Source organism: Rossellomorea marisflavi (assembly GCF_001274775.1).
Taxonomy (GTDB): Bacteria; Bacillota; Bacilli; order Bacillales; family Bacillaceae_B; genus Rossellomorea; species Rossellomorea marisflavi.
The window spans coordinates 335,752-353,058 of record NZ_LGUE01000008.1 but is presented as its reverse complement, the minus strand read 5'-3'; the positions used below and the strand labels follow the sequence as shown (position 1 = coordinate 353,058).

Annotated in this window: 14 protein-coding genes and 1 riboswitch; of the genes, 9 read left to right on the top strand and 5 right to left on the bottom strand. The window is 47.6% G+C overall.

Annotation, left to right across the window (positions count from 1 at the left end; all coding sequences use genetic code 11):
* Positions 1-51 precede the first annotated feature (51 nt).
* The 3 genes from AF331_RS19800 to AF331_RS19790 all read right to left on the bottom strand — a co-directional run bounded on the left by AF331_RS19800 (position 52) and on the right by AF331_RS19790 (position 3,770).
* A complete protein-coding gene (locus AF331_RS19800; RefSeq protein WP_053429718.1) occupies positions 52-1,521 on the bottom strand; it encodes a phospholipase D family protein in 1,470 nt (489 codons plus the stop codon).
* Between the two features lie 141 nt (positions 1,522-1,662).
* Entirely contained in the window at positions 1,663-3,060 is a 1,398-nt protein-coding gene (locus AF331_RS19795; protein ID WP_235576446.1) for an MFS transporter, read from the bottom strand.
* Positions 3,061-3,164: 104 nt separating this feature from the next.
* Positions 3,165-3,770: an NAD(P)-dependent oxidoreductase gene (locus AF331_RS19790; protein WP_053429717.1), complete on the bottom strand. Its 606-nt coding sequence runs from the start codon at positions 3,768-3,770 to the stop codon at positions 3,165-3,167.
* A 68-nt stretch (positions 3,771-3,838) separates the two neighbouring features.
* Between AF331_RS19790 and AF331_RS22055 the strand changes: the two genes are divergently transcribed.
* Complete coding sequence (locus tag AF331_RS22055; protein ID WP_082347084.1) at positions 3,839-4,168, top strand: CHY zinc finger protein; 330 nt, start codon at positions 3,839-3,841, stop codon at positions 4,166-4,168.
* A 2-nt stretch (positions 4,169-4,170) separates the two neighbouring features.
* Complete coding sequence (gene msrB / locus AF331_RS19785) at positions 4,171-5,115, top strand: peptide-methionine (R)-S-oxide reductase MsrB (RefSeq protein WP_268787405.1); 945 nt, start codon at positions 4,171-4,173, stop codon at positions 5,113-5,115.
* Between the two features lie 74 nt (positions 5,116-5,189).
* On the opposite strand, the gene AF331_RS19780 is transcribed toward msrB, so the two are convergent.
* Positions 5,190-6,695 (bottom strand): FAD-dependent oxidoreductase, encoded by a 1,506-nt coding sequence (locus tag AF331_RS19780; RefSeq protein WP_053429715.1) that lies wholly within the window; start codon positions 6,693-6,695, stop codon positions 5,190-5,192.
* Between the two features lie 113 nt (positions 6,696-6,808).
* Positions 6,809-7,657: a bifunctional 5,10-methylenetetrahydrofolate dehydrogenase/5,10-methenyltetrahydrofolate cyclohydrolase gene (locus tag AF331_RS19775; RefSeq protein WP_053429714.1), complete on the bottom strand. Its 849-nt coding sequence runs from the start codon at positions 7,655-7,657 to the stop codon at positions 6,809-6,811.
* A gap of 58 nt (positions 7,658-7,715) precedes the next feature.
* Positions 7,716-7,803: riboswitch (ZMP/ZTP riboswitch) on the bottom strand.
* Between the two features lie 244 nt (positions 7,804-8,047).
* On the opposite strand from AF331_RS19775, the gene AF331_RS19770 reads away from it, so the two are divergent.
* From AF331_RS19770 to AF331_RS19740, 7 genes are all read left to right on the top strand, one after another.
* Positions 8,048-8,686, top strand: a complete 639-nt coding sequence (locus AF331_RS19770) for a YczE/YyaS/YitT family protein (RefSeq protein ID WP_053429713.1) — start codon at positions 8,048-8,050, stop codon at positions 8,684-8,686.
* Between the two features lie 24 nt (positions 8,687-8,710).
* Positions 8,711-9,496, top strand: a complete 786-nt coding sequence (locus AF331_RS19765; protein ID WP_082347068.1) for a DNA alkylation repair protein — start codon at positions 8,711-8,713, stop codon at positions 9,494-9,496.
* A gap of 6 nt (positions 9,497-9,502) precedes the next feature.
* Positions 9,503-10,675 (top strand): MalY/PatB family protein, encoded by a 1,173-nt coding sequence (locus tag AF331_RS19760; RefSeq protein WP_053429712.1) that lies wholly within the window; start codon positions 9,503-9,505, stop codon positions 10,673-10,675.
* Positions 10,676-10,991: 316 nt separating this feature from the next.
* Positions 10,992-13,127 (top strand): immune inhibitor A domain-containing protein, encoded by a 2,136-nt coding sequence (locus AF331_RS19755; RefSeq protein ID WP_053429711.1) that lies wholly within the window; start codon positions 10,992-10,994, stop codon positions 13,125-13,127.
* Between the two features lie 255 nt (positions 13,128-13,382).
* Positions 13,383-14,573 (top strand): glycine C-acetyltransferase, encoded by a 1,191-nt coding sequence (locus AF331_RS19750; protein WP_053429710.1) that lies wholly within the window; start codon positions 13,383-13,385, stop codon positions 14,571-14,573.
* A gap of 36 nt (positions 14,574-14,609) precedes the next feature.
* Positions 14,610-15,560, top strand: a complete 951-nt coding sequence (locus AF331_RS19745) for an L-threonine 3-dehydrogenase (RefSeq protein WP_053429709.1) — start codon at positions 14,610-14,612, stop codon at positions 15,558-15,560.
* Between the two features lie 194 nt (positions 15,561-15,754).
* Positions 15,755-17,302 (top strand): hypothetical protein, encoded by a 1,548-nt coding sequence (locus AF331_RS19740; protein WP_053429708.1) that lies wholly within the window; start codon positions 15,755-15,757, stop codon positions 17,300-17,302.
* Positions 17,303-17,307 lie beyond the last annotated feature (5 nt).

Sequence of the window (17,307 nt, the reverse complement as noted above, 5' to 3'; positions counted from 1 at the left end):
ATGTATTATTGGTATTACTTTAGATATTCCCCATCTAGAAGGGTTTAAACCCTAATACGTGGTGACTTGGAATACTTTTTGAAGGACATACATGATGTATTTGAAGATCGGTAATTTATCTTGATATTTCTTATACTCGACGGTATACGTTCCGTTTTCATTATTCCAGATGCGCTGGAAGTAATCATCTACATCTGTCATGAGACGGCTGTCAGGAGCTCCTGTGAAAAGAATGTTTTCTTCGAGATTATAGTCATCTAGGTTCCTTGAGGTATAGTTGCTTGATCCTCCTATGACGGTGGAGCTTTCTTTTCCTTTTACATAAATGAACTTGGTGTGAAACTGCTCTTTGTTGGTGTTGTACCACCGGATGGAGATGTGTTCGTTATCCAACTTGTTCAGCTCTGATGCGATGGGGAGGTTAGGTAATCCGATTTTCTCTTGTCCAAACGCATTCTGGTTCGGGTCAAGGACGATGCGCACGTCCACCTTTCGATCTGCTGCGTTTTCGATGGCATCGATGATGTCACGATCTGCCAGATAGAACATGCCAATCCACACCTCGTCTCCTTCCTTCGCCTTATCGAGTGCCTTCACGACATTGGTCTGGACCTTTCTCTCTGTAAGGATCTGGGCTTTTACTTCTTTTCCTCCCGATGCTTGTGTCGGGGTTATAAGGTCATCCACTTCCTTATCAGAAGGGAACGCCTTCATATCTCCTCCAGAGAAAGCGGCGACGGCTTTTTCGGCCTTGATCATATCTTTAAGGATGTCCCCTTTCACCCTGAATGCGATATTGGAATGGAATCCGCTGGCGTCGTGAGGATTGGCGCTGAGGACCATGCCTTCTTTCTCGCTGATCACCACTTTTCGGTGATTCGCTTTTACGTTCAGCAGTTTGAGGTACGATCGTGCCGTTACTTCAGGAGCAGATGGGGCCATGGGATTCGGCAACCACCCATTTCCTTTTTGTCCGAACCATTGAATCCCGGCTCTCCACACGCCTGAATACAGTAGATTCGGGTCCCGGAGTCGATCCAGATCAGTGAAGATCACTTCGGCACCGAGTTCCTTCAACGGTTCGAGCTGATCGGCCGTATGGGAACCGTATGTGGTATTGACATCATCGCTTATGAAGACGACTTTGAGATCGGGTTTTTCTCTCATGCGTTCCTGGATCGTCTTTGATAGCTCTTCGCTTATCTTAGGGTAATTCCGGTCGTTTTTCGTGTAGCCGTTGAAGAGGAATAGATCAAGTATGAGGAAATCTTCTGCTTCACTGACGGTTTTGTTGACTTCGTCAAATATGGAATGATCGTATTCCTCTTTTCCATCCTTTTGATAGGTGAGGTCATAGATGAACTCGACATCTTCTTCGGGAATGGAATGGATAGCGCCTGCATATGAAATACCGTCAGGAAGAGGTTTGGTGCGTTGATAAAACATGATGGATGATAAAAGGATGACGATTGCAAGACCGATCACCCATCGTTTCTTTTTGTACCACGGGCGTTTTTTCAAATGGACTCCCCTATTCTATATATAATGTCCTTCCTACTATACCCACAAAGGTAAGAAGGGAATCCAAGCTTTGTCATTTTATTCAGTACGATCCCTGCGATAGAAAAAAGCCCTGCGCTTGTGGGCGCAGGGCTTTGAGGATCAAACGGCTTTCTTTAATTGACGATGATAGAACAGGAGGATCAGGAAGGATAGGATCATGGCGATGATGAGGACAAGGAACGTATTCCTGAACGCATCGACACCATAATTCACTCCGCCCATTTCTACGATCAGGCCTCCAATGACCGATCCGGAAGCACTGCCGACGTAGTGGAGGAGCTGTTTCATACCCATTCCGGATCCGACAAGATCCCTGTTCACCACGCGGGAGACTTCGTTTGTGGTACTCGAAGAGAGACTGGAGAACCCGAAGCTCGTGAACATATAGGCGAGCATGGTCATGTATTCGTTTATCGGTGACAGGAAGAAGAACAGGATGGTCGAAATGAGGAGAAGGCAGTGGGCCATCACCATCACCCGCATATTCCCGTACTTGTCGATCAGTCTGCCCACATAGATGGCAGCAACTGCCGAGAGCATGGCACCCGGGAAGATGATCAATCCCATGGTGGTCGGATTTTTGTCGAAAATGCTTTTAAGCATCAGGGGCATGACGAGCAGGATGGCAAAATGCGTCACGAACCCCATATAGCTCATGTATAAGATCTTCCTGTATCCTTTATCCCGGATCAATTTTGGCTGGATGAAAGGAAGTTCGACTTTATGGATCCTGATCCACAGGGCCGCAAAGAATACTAGTGCGACGGCGAGATGGATCCAGTTGAATCCGGAAATGAAGAGGAGGAAGAATGTGACACCCACTCCCGTCATGATGGCTCCCCATATGTCGAATGCACCTTTCCGGATTGTTTCGGCTGGCAGCATCTTATGAAGGACCGGAATCATGACGATCACGAGGAGTGTAACCAGGAAAAGATAATTCCAGTTAAGATAATCGGTGATGACTCCTCCTACTACAGGCCCCAGTCCGAATCCGAGGGAAGATGCCGAAGCAATCATGGCCAGGGCACGTCCACGCACGGCCATTGGAATGAATCTGCTGGCAAAGACCATGGACAAGCCTGGAATGGCTGCGGCTCCGGCTGCCTGGAACAAACGGGATAGCAGCAACCATAAAAACGAATTGGCAAAGAATCCTGAAAGAGAACCCAATCCGAACACAATGATCCCGATGATGATCAAGCGTCTGATCGGAAGATAGTCAGACAGCCGCGTATACGTAATCGTCCCGATCGCCAAGACGATGGAATAGCCCGATACGATCCAAGCCCCCTCTGAAGGCTTCAAAGAGAACTCATGAAGGATATTTGGAAGGGCAACATTGAACATGGTCGTGTTCATGACGACCAGCCATATGGTCAGGCTGAGGAATGCAACCGTCTTTGTGTAAGAAGGAGCGGTCTTGGTCGGTTGTTCAGTCTTGATAAGACCACCTCCGTAGTTGGTTTTGTTTAGACACTCGAAGTAATATACCACAAAACCAACCTGTCTGAAAACCTTTTGCTTTTACAAAGGGAAACGTACTGTGAGGGATGAAAGAGATTGGGGGAAAGACCTCCGGGGTTCACCCCGAAAGTCCTTCAGTAGGCAAGGCCGATTGATGCGTTGGTATACGCGTCGTGGTGGAGGCTTTCCAACAGGAAATGGGCAACATCCGCCCTGGATATTTTCCTTCCTCCTTCAGGAATGGAGGCGGGGTGAGTCCGATAGTCACCTGTGAAAGGTCCATTGATCAGTTGCATGGGGCGGGCAATGGTATAGCGAAATCCACTATCCTTGATTAGGGAAACGGCTTCTCGGTGATCCTTCAGCACGTTGCGCAGAATGAACTGGGCCAACTTACCTTGTAAGCCTGTTATTTCATGATCAATGCCGGCAGAGGCGACATAATGGATCGATTTCGCTCCGTGGAGCTGCATGCCGGAGAGGATATGACCGGTCATGATACTGAGCTGTGTTGTCTTTCCAAGACCAGATGCGCCCAGGCAAGAAATGACCGCATCCTGTCCCTGCAGCGCTGCCTGGACAGCCTGTCTGTCCGTGGCGTCTCCCTGGATGAAGGTTGAATGATCGGGAAGTTTGGCAGGATCCCGCACAAATGCTGTCACGTCCAATCCCCGTTCTTTTGCCTGCTTCATCACTTCTGTTCCGGTGGCACCCGTTGCGCCGAAGACGATGATTTTCATTTTGTTTCCCTCCTTCTTTAAGAATATTGTATAGTATGGGGGAAGAGAATGACGAATCTGAACGGGGGATGAATATGTCCAAGCGTGCAATTAAAGGCATAAACGTCGATGAAGAAACAAGATGCGGACATTACCATACAGAAAAGGATATTATCGCTATTAAATTCAAATGCTGTGACACTTATTATCCATGTCACAAATGCCATGATGAAGTAGCTGACCATGAGCCCGTATTATGGGGACGTGAAGAGTGGAACGAGAAGGCCGTCCTTTGTGGAAAGTGCCGATCGGAATTGAGCATCCTGCAGTATATGAACTGTCAGTCCTCTTGCCCTTACTGTCAGGCTCCATTCAATCCGGGCTGCAGTAATCATTATCATCTATATTTCGAAGGGTAGGGATTCCGGTGGAAAAAGCAACATTTGCAGGAGGATGCTTCTGGTGCATGGTCGAGCCTTTTGATGAATTAGAGGGGATTGAATCCGTTACTTCAGGTTATATCGGAGGAGAAGGAGATTCACCGTCCTATAAAGAAGTCGTGAGGGGTGAAAGCGGCCATGTGGAGGCAGTCGAAATCCTCTTTGATCCCTCTCTTTTCTCGTACGAACGCCTTCTGGATGTGTATTGGAAGCAGATCGATCCTACAGATGCTGAAGGGCAGTTCAATGATCGGGGTACACCCTATCGAACGGTAATCTTTTATCACTCCGAGGAACAGTATGCCGCAGCAGTGAAATCCCGTGATGAGCTTCAACGAAGCGGGAAGTTCACGAAACCGATTGTAACAGATATCCTTCCTGCTCCTGTCTTCCACAAAGCGGAGGAGTACCACCAGGATTTCTATAAAAAAAATATGTTCCGCTATGCCCTTTATAAAAGGGGGTCTGGAAGGGACGCGTTTATAAAGGAACATTGGCCGGAAGACCGTTCTTATCTGAAGGAAACGCTCACTCCCATGCAATACCGTGTCACCCAGGAAAATGGGACGGAACCTCCTTATGAAAATGAGTACTGGGCTAACAAGGAAGAGGGCATTTATGTCGATATCGTCTCCGGGGAGCCTTTGTTCACCTCGAGGGATCAGTATGACAGTGGATGCGGATGGCCGAGCTTTACAAAACCTGTAATGAAGGCGAGTGTCACGGAACGATATGACCTCAGTCATCGTTCGACACGTTTGGAAGTCCGCAGCAGGGAAGCCGACTCCCATCTTGGTCACGTGTTCACCGACGGACCAGGACCTGACGGGTTGAGGTACTGCATCAATTCAGCGGCTCTCCGGTTCATCCCGAAAGATTTGCTTGAGGAAGAAGGGTATGGGGATTTCAGAATCTTATTTAATTGAAAAGGGACCGCCTGAGCGGTCCCTTTTCAATTATTTTTGTCATATCCTGCGATAAATATTTCCCGGGTCATAGATTATTCATCAATCGATGGAAGCGGCTTTTGGGCTGGTCCCTCAATGACTGTACCTTCAGGAGAAAAACGCGATCCGTGACAAGGGCAATCCCATGTCAGATCACCCTGGTTCCATGCGGTTTCGCAGCCTAAATGGGTACAGGTGTTATCTACGAGGTGGAGTTTGCCGTCGGTGTCACGATATCCGCCGCATTTCTTCCCTTCATGCCAGACCACACCTCCTTCTCCGCTCTTCAAATTCCCTGAAGACTTGAATGGAATCTGCAGTTTTCCTTTTACGAGATGCTTGGCCACATCGACATTCTGCGAGATGAAATGTTTGATGCTGGGATCGGCGACAAATCGGGAAGGGGCGTAGAGGTCGGCGTGAATATTATGATTCCCGAGTATCAAATCGGACAGGATCATTCCCGATAAGGTCCCGGTCGTCATCCCCCATTTTTTGAAGCCAGTGGCTACGAATATGGTTGGGTGCTTCGGCGTGAGAGTCCCGATATAAGGAACTTTATCAACTGAAATCAAGTCCTGGGCCGACCACCTGTGAAGGGTTTCGGTATCCCCGAACACCGATTGTCCGCATTTCTCCAAAGCTTCATAGTGTTCCCGGGTGTCTTTGCCCTGCCCCGCTTTATGGTTCTCTCCTCCGATGAGGATCAGTTCTCCGCCTTCTTGGACGACCGAGCGGAAGGATCGAGAAGGATCTTCCGCATTGATATACATGCCACCAGGGAACTTTTTCTCCGATTTGATGCCGATGATATAGGATCGCTCTGCATACATCTTGGTGAAGTATAGCCCCATTCCATCAAAGAAAGGGAAGTGGGTGCAAATCGCTACCTTATTACATTCCAGATGATAACCGCTCGATGTTATGACCTTTGTTGCCGTGTCGTCTTCAATGGTCTCGGCAGGGGTTTGTTCGAATACTTGACCGCCAAGTTCAATAAAGGATTCAATGAGGTGCTTAAAGAATTTCAGGGGGTGAAACTGGGCCTGCCCTTTCATGACGATGGCCTGTTTAATGGGAATGTCGAGGGGGATGGTTTCCACCAGTTCTCCGTCGATTCCAAGTTCGAGATACGCATCGTATTCTTTTTGGACCTTTTGAAGATATTCATTCGTTTCGGCATAGACATAGGCATCCTGTTCCCTGAGATCGCAGTCGATTCCTTTCCCTATCTCCTTGATCCAGTCCAATGCCTTCAAGTTTGATTCATAATAGTGCCTTGCGTATTCTGTACCAAAATGTTGCATCAGTTCATCGTATATCAGTCCATGCTGCGCGGTGATCTTGGCTGTCGTGTGACCGGTTGTCCCATTCAATACTCGGTCTGCTTCGATCAGTGCGACCTTCTTTCCGCCTTTGGCAAGGAAATAAGCAGTGGTGATTCCGGCGATGCCACCACCGACCACGACCGCATCCACTTTCAGGTTCCGGTCTAGCTTCGGATACGACTGGAGGTGAGTGTCCTTCCTCCAATAAGGTTCCGGATGCTGATGATTCATGAATTCACGCTCCTTTTCATTACGTCACTACCATGATTGCCGAACTGGTTGGAAAACATAAGTCGTTGGGAGAGTAAAATAAAAAAACCGCCCTTTAGGGGCGGTCGGGTGCATCATGAATTGGTTTTTCCGTATTTTTCAGCTGCGTCCACCGTCTGCTTCAACAGCATGGAGATCGTTACGGGGCCGACCCCACCAGGGACGGGTGTAATGGCAGATGCTTTTGCATAGCAGCTTTCATAATCGATGTCGCCCACATTTCCAGGGTTGTATCCGGCGTCGAGGACAATGGCTCCCTCTTTCAACCAATCTCCTTGAATGAAGTTTGGCTTGCCTACTGCTGCTACGACGATGTCCGCATCAGCAACGAGGGCAGGGAGGTTCTCGGTATAGGAATGGCACGTGGTCACCGTGGCGTTCCGATTCAATAGCATCATGGAGACAGGCTTACCCAGGATCGGACTCCTACCTACCACTACAGCGTGCTTTCCTTGAGGGTCTACATTATAGTAATCGATGATTTCCATGATCGCTGCCGGGGTGCAGGATGGGAATTCACCAAAGCCCAATGCGTTTTGGCCGAAGCCGTGGCTGGTTACACCGTCTACATCCTTTTCAATGGAGATGCGTTCAAAAGCAGCGCGCTCATCGATTTGGGACGGGACAGGGTGCTGGAGGAGGATGCCGTGGACCGTAGCATCATCATTGAGTTCATCAAGGACGTCTAATAACTCCTCTGTCGTCGTTTCGGACGGTAGATGGATCTTTCTTGATTCCATGCCGATTTTCGCGCAGGCATTCCCCTTCATCTTCACATATGTAGCGGAAGATGGATCGTCTCCTACCAGTACGGTGGCAAGGCATGGGGTAACACCTTGTTCTTTCAATGCTTCAACACGTATTTTTAATTGTTCCTTTACGTCTGTTGCGACTTTGCTTCCGTTTAAGATCAATGGTTCCATTGCGATCCCTCCTGAATGTTTTAAGGCTGTTATCGTGTAGCTCATGGATATGGCCCAATCATTATGCCCAGGCGAACGGCAAATGGGTATATGAATGCAGCTCCCTTGTGGTCATTTCCACATTTTCGCCAGTCACTGCTTGATAGATGCAAAACGATTATAACACGAATATAAAATAAGAATCTAGTCGTATCGTTCGGTTTTGGGAGATTCCTGTTTGGGAAATGAAGGCGTAGAGGAGAAAACGTGTTCAAACCTTCTTCGCCGAATGTGAATTCCCCCTCGCCAAAAAAGTATATCCCACAAACCCAATCGGCATGGTGAAATTTCTTTGAAGGTGAATATGTGGTAAAGTGGGTGCATTATGAAAGAGAGAAAGAGTGATAGAAAATGAAAAGGGAACGGATGACCCGTTGGGGATTTTTCTTTGTCGGGTTGATCATCATGGCATTTGGCATTACGTTGACCATTAAAGGGAAGGATCTTGGCATCGGTCCATGGGATGTCCTTCATTATGGGCTCTTCCTGAATGCCGGATTGAGCATTGGGGCCTGGTCAATCATTGCGGGAATCGTCATCCTCTCCTTCACCGGGATCATGACAAAATCAATCCCGAAACTGGGTGCCTTCATCAATATGCTCCTTGTGGGGATTTTTATAGACATCTTCAACTATCTTCTTCCTGACCCTTCGTCTTTATGGATACAGGCAGGCGTACTGTGTATCGGGATCATCATCATGGGAATCGGGATCGGCATTTATGTAGCTGCTGGACTTGGGGCAGGCCCAAGGGACAGCCTGATGCTTTTAATCGTGGATAAAACCGGCTGGCGCGTCCAGTGGGTGAGGAACGGCATGGAACTGGTCGTATTGATTGCAGGATGGCTGCTTGGCGGCCCCGTCGGGATCGGTACGATCGTGATCGCCCTCGGTGTCGGACAGGTGGTTGGAATGTCCCTGCCTATGAGCAGGAATTGGGTAGAGGCAACGATTGCACGTCAGAGAGAGGATGCACCTCTTGCAGGATAGCTAGTAGGATGAGGAGGAACCGGGATGAGGGAGCTTGTGACAAACTGTGCAGCATGCAGTGACAACATTTATTGTGAAGACGGCTTTTATAAAGGTGACGAGGATCTCGGAATATGTCTGGAGTGTTCTAACAATGTGAGAACATATACCGAAGCCCTCCTCCAGCGCTTCAAAGAGTTGGGAACGGAAGACAATCGTGAGTCGATGGAAGCGTATATGCGGAATCAGTTTTCGTTCTATGGCATCAGGACCCCCGAGCGGAACGCTGCTCTCAAGGACTTTGTCAAACAGTATGGTGATCCTCCTCTGCAAGAGCTGCCTTCTGTCACGAAATTGCTCTGGGACGAACCGGAACGGGAGTGTCAGTATGCCGCTCTCCACCTCCTTTCCAGGCAGGTCAAGAAGCTGACCCTTGACCATCTTCCGCTCCTTGAAGAGCTCATCGTCAAAAAGTCTTGGTGGGATACGATTGATGGCATTGCCCCGAACCTTGCAGGAATCATTTTCCTGAAACATGGAGATGGAGGATATCCTGAACGGTGGATTTCATCAGAGCATATATGGCTGAACCGGTCGGCCATCCTTTATCAGCTGAAGTATAAGGATAAGACCGATGAACACCGTCTATTCGGCTACATCAGGAAAAAACAAGATTCCAAGGAATTCTTCATTCAGAAAGCGATCGGCTGGGCTCTCCGGGAGTACTCCAAGACAAATCCGGAAACGGTGGAGGATTTTATTGCAAACGAGGACCTCGCACCGCTCAGTGAGCGCGAGGGAATGAAGCATATCAACAAAATCAGGGGGTAAGGGAACATGAACTGGAATGATTGCATCGAGAGAACGAATACTCACTCGGTTAAATGGTCGTATCCACAGGAGGATGTCATACCGATGTGCATAGCAGATATGGATTTTCAGGTTTCCCCTGCCATCGTGGAGGCGCTGCAAAAGAAAGCTGCTCATGGAATCTATGGCTATACCACCTTCAGTGACCGGTACTTCGACTCGATCATCGGCTGGTGGGACAAGCAGTATGACATCAAGATCCAGAAGGAATGGATTTCATTCAGTCCCGGCATCATACCGGGCATCAACGTCCTTCTCTCGGTCCTTACAGAGCCGGGTGATGCCGTCATCCTGCAGGATCCCGTGTATTATCCGTTCTACAGTACGATCGAGGCACATGGATGCACGGTACTGAAGAATACGCTTCTCTATGAAAATGGTCGCTATGAGATGGACTTTGATGACTTGGAGGAAAAAGCGCGTTCTTCAAAAGCAAAGGTTCTGATCCTCTGCAGTCCCCATAATCCTGTCGGCAGGGTTTGGACAAAAGAAGAGCTGGAGCGGGTGGCGTCGATTGCGAAAGAACATGATCTTTGGATCATTTCAGATGAAATGCATGGCGACCTCGTGTTCGAGGGACATCGGCATCTTCCCTTTATCCAGGCAGATCCATCCGTGAGGGACCGCATCATCGTCTGCTCAGCCCCTAGCAAAACGTTTAACATTGCCGGCCTTCAGACGTCAATTCTCATGATTCCGAATAAGGAGTTGCAGCTACATTATCAAGAGAAGCTCACATCCTTCGGGCTGATGCGTCCCAATGTATTCGGAATCGAAGGGACGATCGCTGCCTATGAGGAAGGGACTCCGTGGCTTGAAGAACTCCGGATGGTGTTGGAGGATAACAAACAGTATGTATTGAATTACATCAAGGAATACATGCCTGAACTTCAGGTGATACAGCCAGAAGCTACCCACCTGATCTGGATCGACTGTCAGAAACTCGGCATGAGCGGAGAAGAGCTTTGTACCTTCTTCCTGGAGAAGGCCCGAGTGAAATTCGATGAAGGATTCAAATTCGGAGAGACCGGCAGTTCGTTCATCCGAATGAACATTGCCTGTCCCAAGGAGCGCATCGACATGGCGTTGCGGCGGATGAATGAAGCTTTGCTTGAGCATAGAATAGGAAAACAGTCTTAATAGGGCTGTTTTTTTGTTTTGTCCTGTAATCTTAACATAAACCGACGGGTATCCCCACTTTCAATTAATTTTTGCAGTTGAGAATAGAATATCGTCGAGGGGACGGTAGAAAAGACCTGGTTTTAAACGCATCAACTTATAAGGACCATCGAACCATGTCGAAACCATAGATCCTCTGTATCAGTTAAAAGTGTATTATCAGAAAAAGCCATAAATTATGAAGAGAGAGAAGAAACTTTCGGCTTATATATTCTGAAAATTTAGTGTGTTATGATTATTTCGCTTATATTATAACTATTCTCATAGAGAGGGGATTATGTATTTGAAAACTAAATTGTTTTCCATTCTTTCCACCGGTGCTTTGGCACTGGGACTGTTGGCACCATTCTCACAGGAGGTCTCGGCTGAGTCCACTCCCACAAAGGCCAACTGGAACACCGAGCGATACGGCGATCGCATCGATATCGATGGTCATCTTGAGTCACTTTCTGAAAATGAAAACTTCCTGAATAAAGCTGAAGGAAAGCTGAAAAAACAGGTGAAAGAATTCAAGTTCGATCAAAAAGGTGAAGTGAAAGCCCAGAGCAATAAACAGACAAGTGAATTTACATACGACGGAGGGACAAAGTTGTTCCTTGATCGGGACCTGAAATTTAAACAATTCACCCTGAGAAGTGTGGGAGACAACGTAGAGATCTGGGTGGCGAATGACCTTGCATTCCCTGAAGGAGATCCCCGTCCTCCTCATGTGGTCACTCAGGAGCAGGTAGATAAACTGAAGGATGAGTTCGATTCGAACATCTATCCGACTGCAACGGATTTCTTCGGCATGCCGGATGAGTTGGATGGATCAAATGCCACCGTTCCAGGAATGGTTGGCTTGCCAGATAACTATTACGAGGGCAGTGACAAGGTGATCATGCTCGTCGACAACATCAAGGATGACGGCTACTACGACCCTAGCTATCCGTTCTTCGTGGCAGGATTCTTCTGGCAGACCCTTGAAAACTATACGGACCGTAACATCATCACAATTGATACGAACAGCTGGGAAACCAGGCTCGAGAATACGTTCTTCGGTACGACCATCCATGAACTCCAGCATCTGATCCATGCCGATAATGACCCGGCTGAAGAGACATGGCTGAATGAAGGCATGTCGACCTTCTCCGAATTCCTTGGAGGATATGGATCCAATGAGGGCTCTGTGAACTTCTATCTTGATCACCCGGAAAACTCCCTGGTGAACTGGGATGAACACCGCAGTGCGGCAACAGGACCGGAAACGATTGCAGACTATGGTCAGGTCTATCTCTTCACCCTCTATATGTACGATAAGTATGGGCAGGAATTCATCCGTGATCTTGCCACTGACGAAACGCATGGCATCGAAAGTGTCGATCACATGCTGAAGGAATATGGAGCGAAGGAAGACTTCACCACCCTCTATCAACACTTCATCACGGCCCTCGCCATCGATGATGGTTCTGGAGGGAAGTATGACTTCGACAGCATCGATCTGAGGGATCTTCCGGTCGACAGTAAAGGCACGAAGCGAGGCAAGACCGTCGATTATGAGAAAGCCCTCGAGTATGAAAAAGAAGGGGTCCCTGCATGGGGAGGGGACTTCAAAGAGCTTGATTTCAAAGGGAAGGTCGACACGATCAATTTTGATGGAGTAGATTTCCTACCGGTCAAATGGCAAAGCGTTGATGATCCCAAAGGATCGGGCAACAAAGTCCTATGGGCCAATGAAGGCGACGAACTGGACAGTGCCATCGTATTAGAAGCAGATCTGTCAAAAGTGGACAAAGCCACCCTTTCCTTCGACAACTTCATCGATATTGAAGAAGCATGGGATTATGCCATGGTCCAAGTTTCTGAGGATAATGGGCAGACATGGACATCCCTTGAGAACGAAAATACCCGTTCGGATGTGGACGGACAAGGCTATCCTAAGATCAAAGATAATGTCCCTGGCTTCACCGGTCACTATGAAGACTGGCAAAAAGAAACCTTTGATCTGAGTCAATACGCCGGTAAGGATATCCTGATCTCCTTCCGCTATCTGACGGACTGGGGCTACAATGACTCCGGCTGGTTCATTGATAATATTGAGATCCCGGAAATCGGCTTCCAGCAGGACGGATCCAATCTTGACGTATTCAAATCGAAAGCGGAAATCCTAGGAGAGTACGTGGAATATACGGTTACATTCATCAATGAAAGACAGGTAGGCAACAAAAAGAACCCGAAAACCAAGTATAAAGTCATTCAGGTCGACCCGTTCAATGTGACGGAAACCAATGCGTTGAAGCTTCGACAGCTCTTCAAGGATGGAAGTAACTATATGATTACTTCCTATGCAGCTCCGCCTCATGATAAAAACCCGGTCGATTTCACGTATGAAGTCAAATTGAAGGATAAGAAAAAACCAAAGAAGAAGCACTGATCATCAAGAAGCCGGCCTTAGGGTCGGCTTCTTTTTTTATAGGAATCAATTTGATTGGCCAACCGCATACTAGAGACATCATCAGACACAGAGAAATGACCATTTAAGCAAGAATTATTTTGTCCATCACGGAGAAACATGTTAAACTAATCTGTGTGAAATAGTACGAAAAACGCTAACATTATACCGGTAAATGTCTTTCTGGAGTGTACAATTGTCTATAAAACGCTTACATAAAACAAGGAGGTCACAAAGATGACAAGTAAAACCCTGGACCATTTCTTACAGGACAATCTGCAGGATCTAAAATCAAAAGGTCTCTATAATGAAATCGATCCGTTGGAAGGGGCAAACGGACCCGTCATTACGATTAAAGGCAAGGAGCTTGTGAATCTCTCTTCCAATAATTATCTAGGACTTGCAACAGATGAGCGATTGAAAAAGGTGGCCATTGAAGCGGTGAAAGAATATGGTGTCGGAGCAGGAGCTGTCCGGACAATCAACGGAACCCTTGACCTTCACGTGAAACTGGAAGAAAAGCTTGCTGAATTCAAGGGAACCGAAGCGGCCATCGCGTATCAATCGGGCTTCAATTGCAATATGGCAGCCATTTCTGCGGTCATGGATAAACATGATGCCATTCTTTCCGATGAATTGAACCATGCGTCCATCATCGACGGATGCCGTCTGTCCCGTGCCAAGATCATCCGATTCAACCACTCGGATATGGAAGATTTGCGTGCGAAGGCGAAGGAAGCCAAAGAGTCAGGTCTTTACGCGAAAATCATGATCATCACAGATGGGGTCTTCTCTATGGATGGAGACGTATGCAAGCTACCTGAAATCGTCGAAATCGCAGAGGAATTCGATATCATGACCTATGTGGATGATGCCCATGGTTCCGGTGTTCTTGGTAAAGGTGCCGGTACAGTGAAGCATTTCGGTCTCTCTCATAAAGTCGATTTCCAAATGGGTACGCTGTCTAAAGCCATCGGGGTAGTAGGTGGATATGTGGCGGGTACTCAAAACCTGATCGACTGGTTGAAGGTGCGATCCCGCCCGTTCTTATTCTCGACATCCCTGACGCCTGCGGATGTGACCGCGTGTACGGAAGCGCTGGACTTGTTGATGAACAGCACGGAACTGCAGGACAAAATGTGGGAAAATAGTGCCTACCTCAAGGAAAAACTTTCAGGGCTTGGCTTTGATATCGGGAAATCTGAAACGCCGATCACTCCTGTCATCATCGGTGATGAGCAGGATACACAGAATTTCAGTAAGCGTCTGTATGAAGAAGGGGTTTATGCGAAATCCATCGTATTCCCTACCGTACCACGAGGGACGGGCCGGGTACGGAATATGCCATCGGCAGCCCATACGAAAGAGATGCTTGATCAAGCGGTAGAAGCGTATGAAAAAGTAGGAAAAGAGCTGGGGATCCTTTAATTCCCTCATCATCAACGAAATACAGGAGGAACTAAGATGAAAAAGATTCTTGTCACCGGTGCGTTGGGACAGATTGGATCGGAATTGACGACCCGTCTCCGCGAGGTTTACGGCGCGGATCACGTATTGGCAACAGACATCAGAGAGACCGACAGTCCCATTGTGACCGGTGGACCCTTCGCCCAGCTGGATGTAACCGATGAAAAGCGCATGTTCGAGTTAGCCAAGACGAATAAGGTCGATACCATCATCCATCTTGCCGCCCTATTGTCGGCTACAGCCGAAGCAAAGCCGCTCCTTGCATGGAACTTGAATATGGGAGGGCTCGTCAATGCCCTTGAAACGGCCAGGGAATTGGATTGTCAATTCTTCACCCCAAGCTCGATCGGAGCATTCGGACCAAGTACACCCAAGAAGTCGACACCGCAGGATACCATCATGCGACCGACGACGATGTACGGGGTGAATAAAGTGTCTGGAGAATTGCTATCGGATTATTATTTCACCAAATTCGGTGTGGATACCAGAGGGCTGCGGTTCCCCGGATTGATTTCATACGAAACGCTTCCAGGTGGGGGAACGACGGATTATGCAGTAGAAATCTACTATGAAGCCATCAAGCAGAATCGTTATACTTCCTATATCGGTGAGGGCACCTTCATGGATATGATGTATATGCCGGACGCCCTAGATGCCATCATCAATTTGATGGAGGCGGATGGATCGAAGCTCATCCACCGCAATTCTTTCAACGTGAGTGCTATGAGTGCAGCGCCTGAGCATTTTGAGAAAGCGATACAGGTTCACCAGCCTGACTTCAAGATCGACTATCAGGTCGATCCCGTCAGGCAGGCCATCGCCGAAAGCTGGCCGGATGCCATCGATTCTTCTGCCGCAGTGGAAGAGTGGGGATTCAGCTGTTCGTACGACCTCTCGAAGATGACAGCCGATATGCTTCATAAGTTAAAGACCGAAAAAAGAATATAAGAAAATGAAAACCGCTCCGATATGAATAGGGAGCGGTTTTTTTTCGACATATTATGGAGATGTGGTATATGTAATATAGCCCTTACTCTCTATTTTATACCTAAATATGGAAAAATAAGTGAATAAAGGCACTAATTGTGCTAAAATTCAGAAGTATAAGTAGAGAAAATGCTTTAAAGCAGGGGGAATGAAAAGTGAAAGAAAAGCTGAAGGTATGGGGTATTCCGATGACAATGGTCATCCTCATAATAGGAGGGATGTTCCTCCATCAGTTGCTGAAGGTGAAAGAGCCTCCTCAGAAGGATTGGAGCCGTTCGGTATTCCTTGATCAGTCATTTAAGGATAGACCGCAATTGTTCAGTGGAAGCGGGGATCTCTTCATCTCCAGTGGAGGAAAGATCCAGGGGCTAACCGTTAAGGAAGGACTCCAGGTCGAGGAGAAACAGGCACTCGATGTCGATGTTTCCGGTAGCAACCCTTATTGGACCGACGGCAAGAAGGTCATCTACTATGAGGATGCGAAACTACTGTCACATGAAGGCGGGAAGGTCTCCATCCTCTCAGAAGGAGTCACAGGCATCGAGACGAATACAAGCAATGTGTATTATTGGACGGGTGGTACACTCTACGAAATGGATCCTCTCACAATGGATGCCGGGGAGATTCATTCATTTAAGCAGGAGATCGATCAAGTAACCATCGGAAAAGATGGGGATGCCCTTGTTCAGACCAAGGCAGATGATACGCATGTGCAATTCCACTATATTGATAGAGAGCAACGTGTAAGTGCTCCTTTCCTGCTTCTGGAGAAGAACTCAAGCAAGCAGGTTGAAAATGCGACGTATGAAATAGCAGATGGTCAACTGACGTTATTCTACAGTGAAACAGCACGCTCACAAGGACAATTGACTACGGCGACATACAAGGTCAAGCTGCCTGTGGACGAGGTGGGGGATGAGCTTCAAAAGGCGGAAAAAGTCCGATTCGTCAATGCAGACAACGGGCTTGATCTGGAGTCTCCGGGCGATATCCAACTGGCGGAGATCGATGGGGAAGCCACATTGTTGCTTACTGCTGAGGGGCAGGAGATCGGGGATTTCAACGCAATCGCCTTATATAAGGCCGTTCCGAATGAAGATGGCTCTTATCAGGCTTTGCGCCTGAACACCACGAGACATTTGACACAATCACCTCTTCCATTATCAGACAATAAAGTGGTTTGGTTCAATTACAATGGTGGTACATATGAACTATATGGGACCTCGCAGAATGACGAGGTCATCAAATCGAGTCTGCACTGGACAAAAGCATCCGTAAAAGAAGCTTTACTCAATGGGACTCTTATGCTATTTTCAAGTTTGGTAACGGGACTGACCTCATTCTATTGGGTGCTTCCTTCTTTGTTTATCCTGATACTCTTGAATATCTTCAAACCGAATGTATTTGAGAGGGAAGGCATCAGCATGGCAGAATATGTCACCATTTTGATTTTCTTGATCATGCCGTTCACCTATACAGGCAAGGCAATGGGGGATTATTATTACCAGGTCGCCCCGGATATCTTGAGCTTCAGTGGAAGTGGCTATGCAGTGATGATCCTAATCAGCTTACTGACGGCCCTTGTCTGGAAATTTGGAAGGAATGAGGAGTGGGGTCCGTTTGCCGGAGTGTTTTACTTCATGGGAACCTATATCCTTCTATATATATCACTTATCGGACCGTATATGTTTAATCTATTCTAGGATAA

Bases quoted from the DNA above. Each gene is read 5' to 3' on its own strand.
- AF331_RS19790 (WP_053429717.1), bottom strand. From the start codon at position 3,770: ATGAAAATCATCGTCTTCGGCGCAACGGGTGCCACCGGAACAGAAGTG.
- AF331_RS22055 (WP_082347084.1), top strand. From the start codon at position 3,839: ATGAATATGTCCAAGCGTGCAATTAAAGGCATAAACGTCGATGAAGAA.
- AF331_RS19780 (WP_053429715.1), bottom strand. From the start codon at position 6,695: ATGAATCATCAGCATCCGGAACCTTATTGGAGGAAGGACACTCACCTC.
- AF331_RS19775 (WP_053429714.1), bottom strand. From the start codon at position 7,657: ATGGAACCATTGATCTTAAACGGAAGCAAAGTCGCAACAGACGTAAAG.
- AF331_RS19770 (WP_053429713.1), top strand. From the start codon at position 8,048: ATGAAAAGGGAACGGATGACCCGTTGGGGATTTTTCTTTGTCGGGTTG.
- AF331_RS19765 (WP_082347068.1), top strand. From the start codon at position 8,711: ATGAGGGAGCTTGTGACAAACTGTGCAGCATGCAGTGACAACATTTAT.
- AF331_RS19760 (WP_053429712.1), top strand. From the start codon at position 9,503: ATGAACTGGAATGATTGCATCGAGAGAACGAATACTCACTCGGTTAAA.
- AF331_RS19755 (WP_053429711.1), top strand. From the start codon at position 10,992: ATGTATTTGAAAACTAAATTGTTTTCCATTCTTTCCACCGGTGCTTTG.
- AF331_RS19750 (WP_053429710.1), top strand. From the start codon at position 13,383: ATGACAAGTAAAACCCTGGACCATTTCTTACAGGACAATCTGCAGGAT.
- AF331_RS19745 (WP_053429709.1), top strand. From the start codon at position 14,610: ATGAAAAAGATTCTTGTCACCGGTGCGTTGGGACAGATTGGATCGGAA.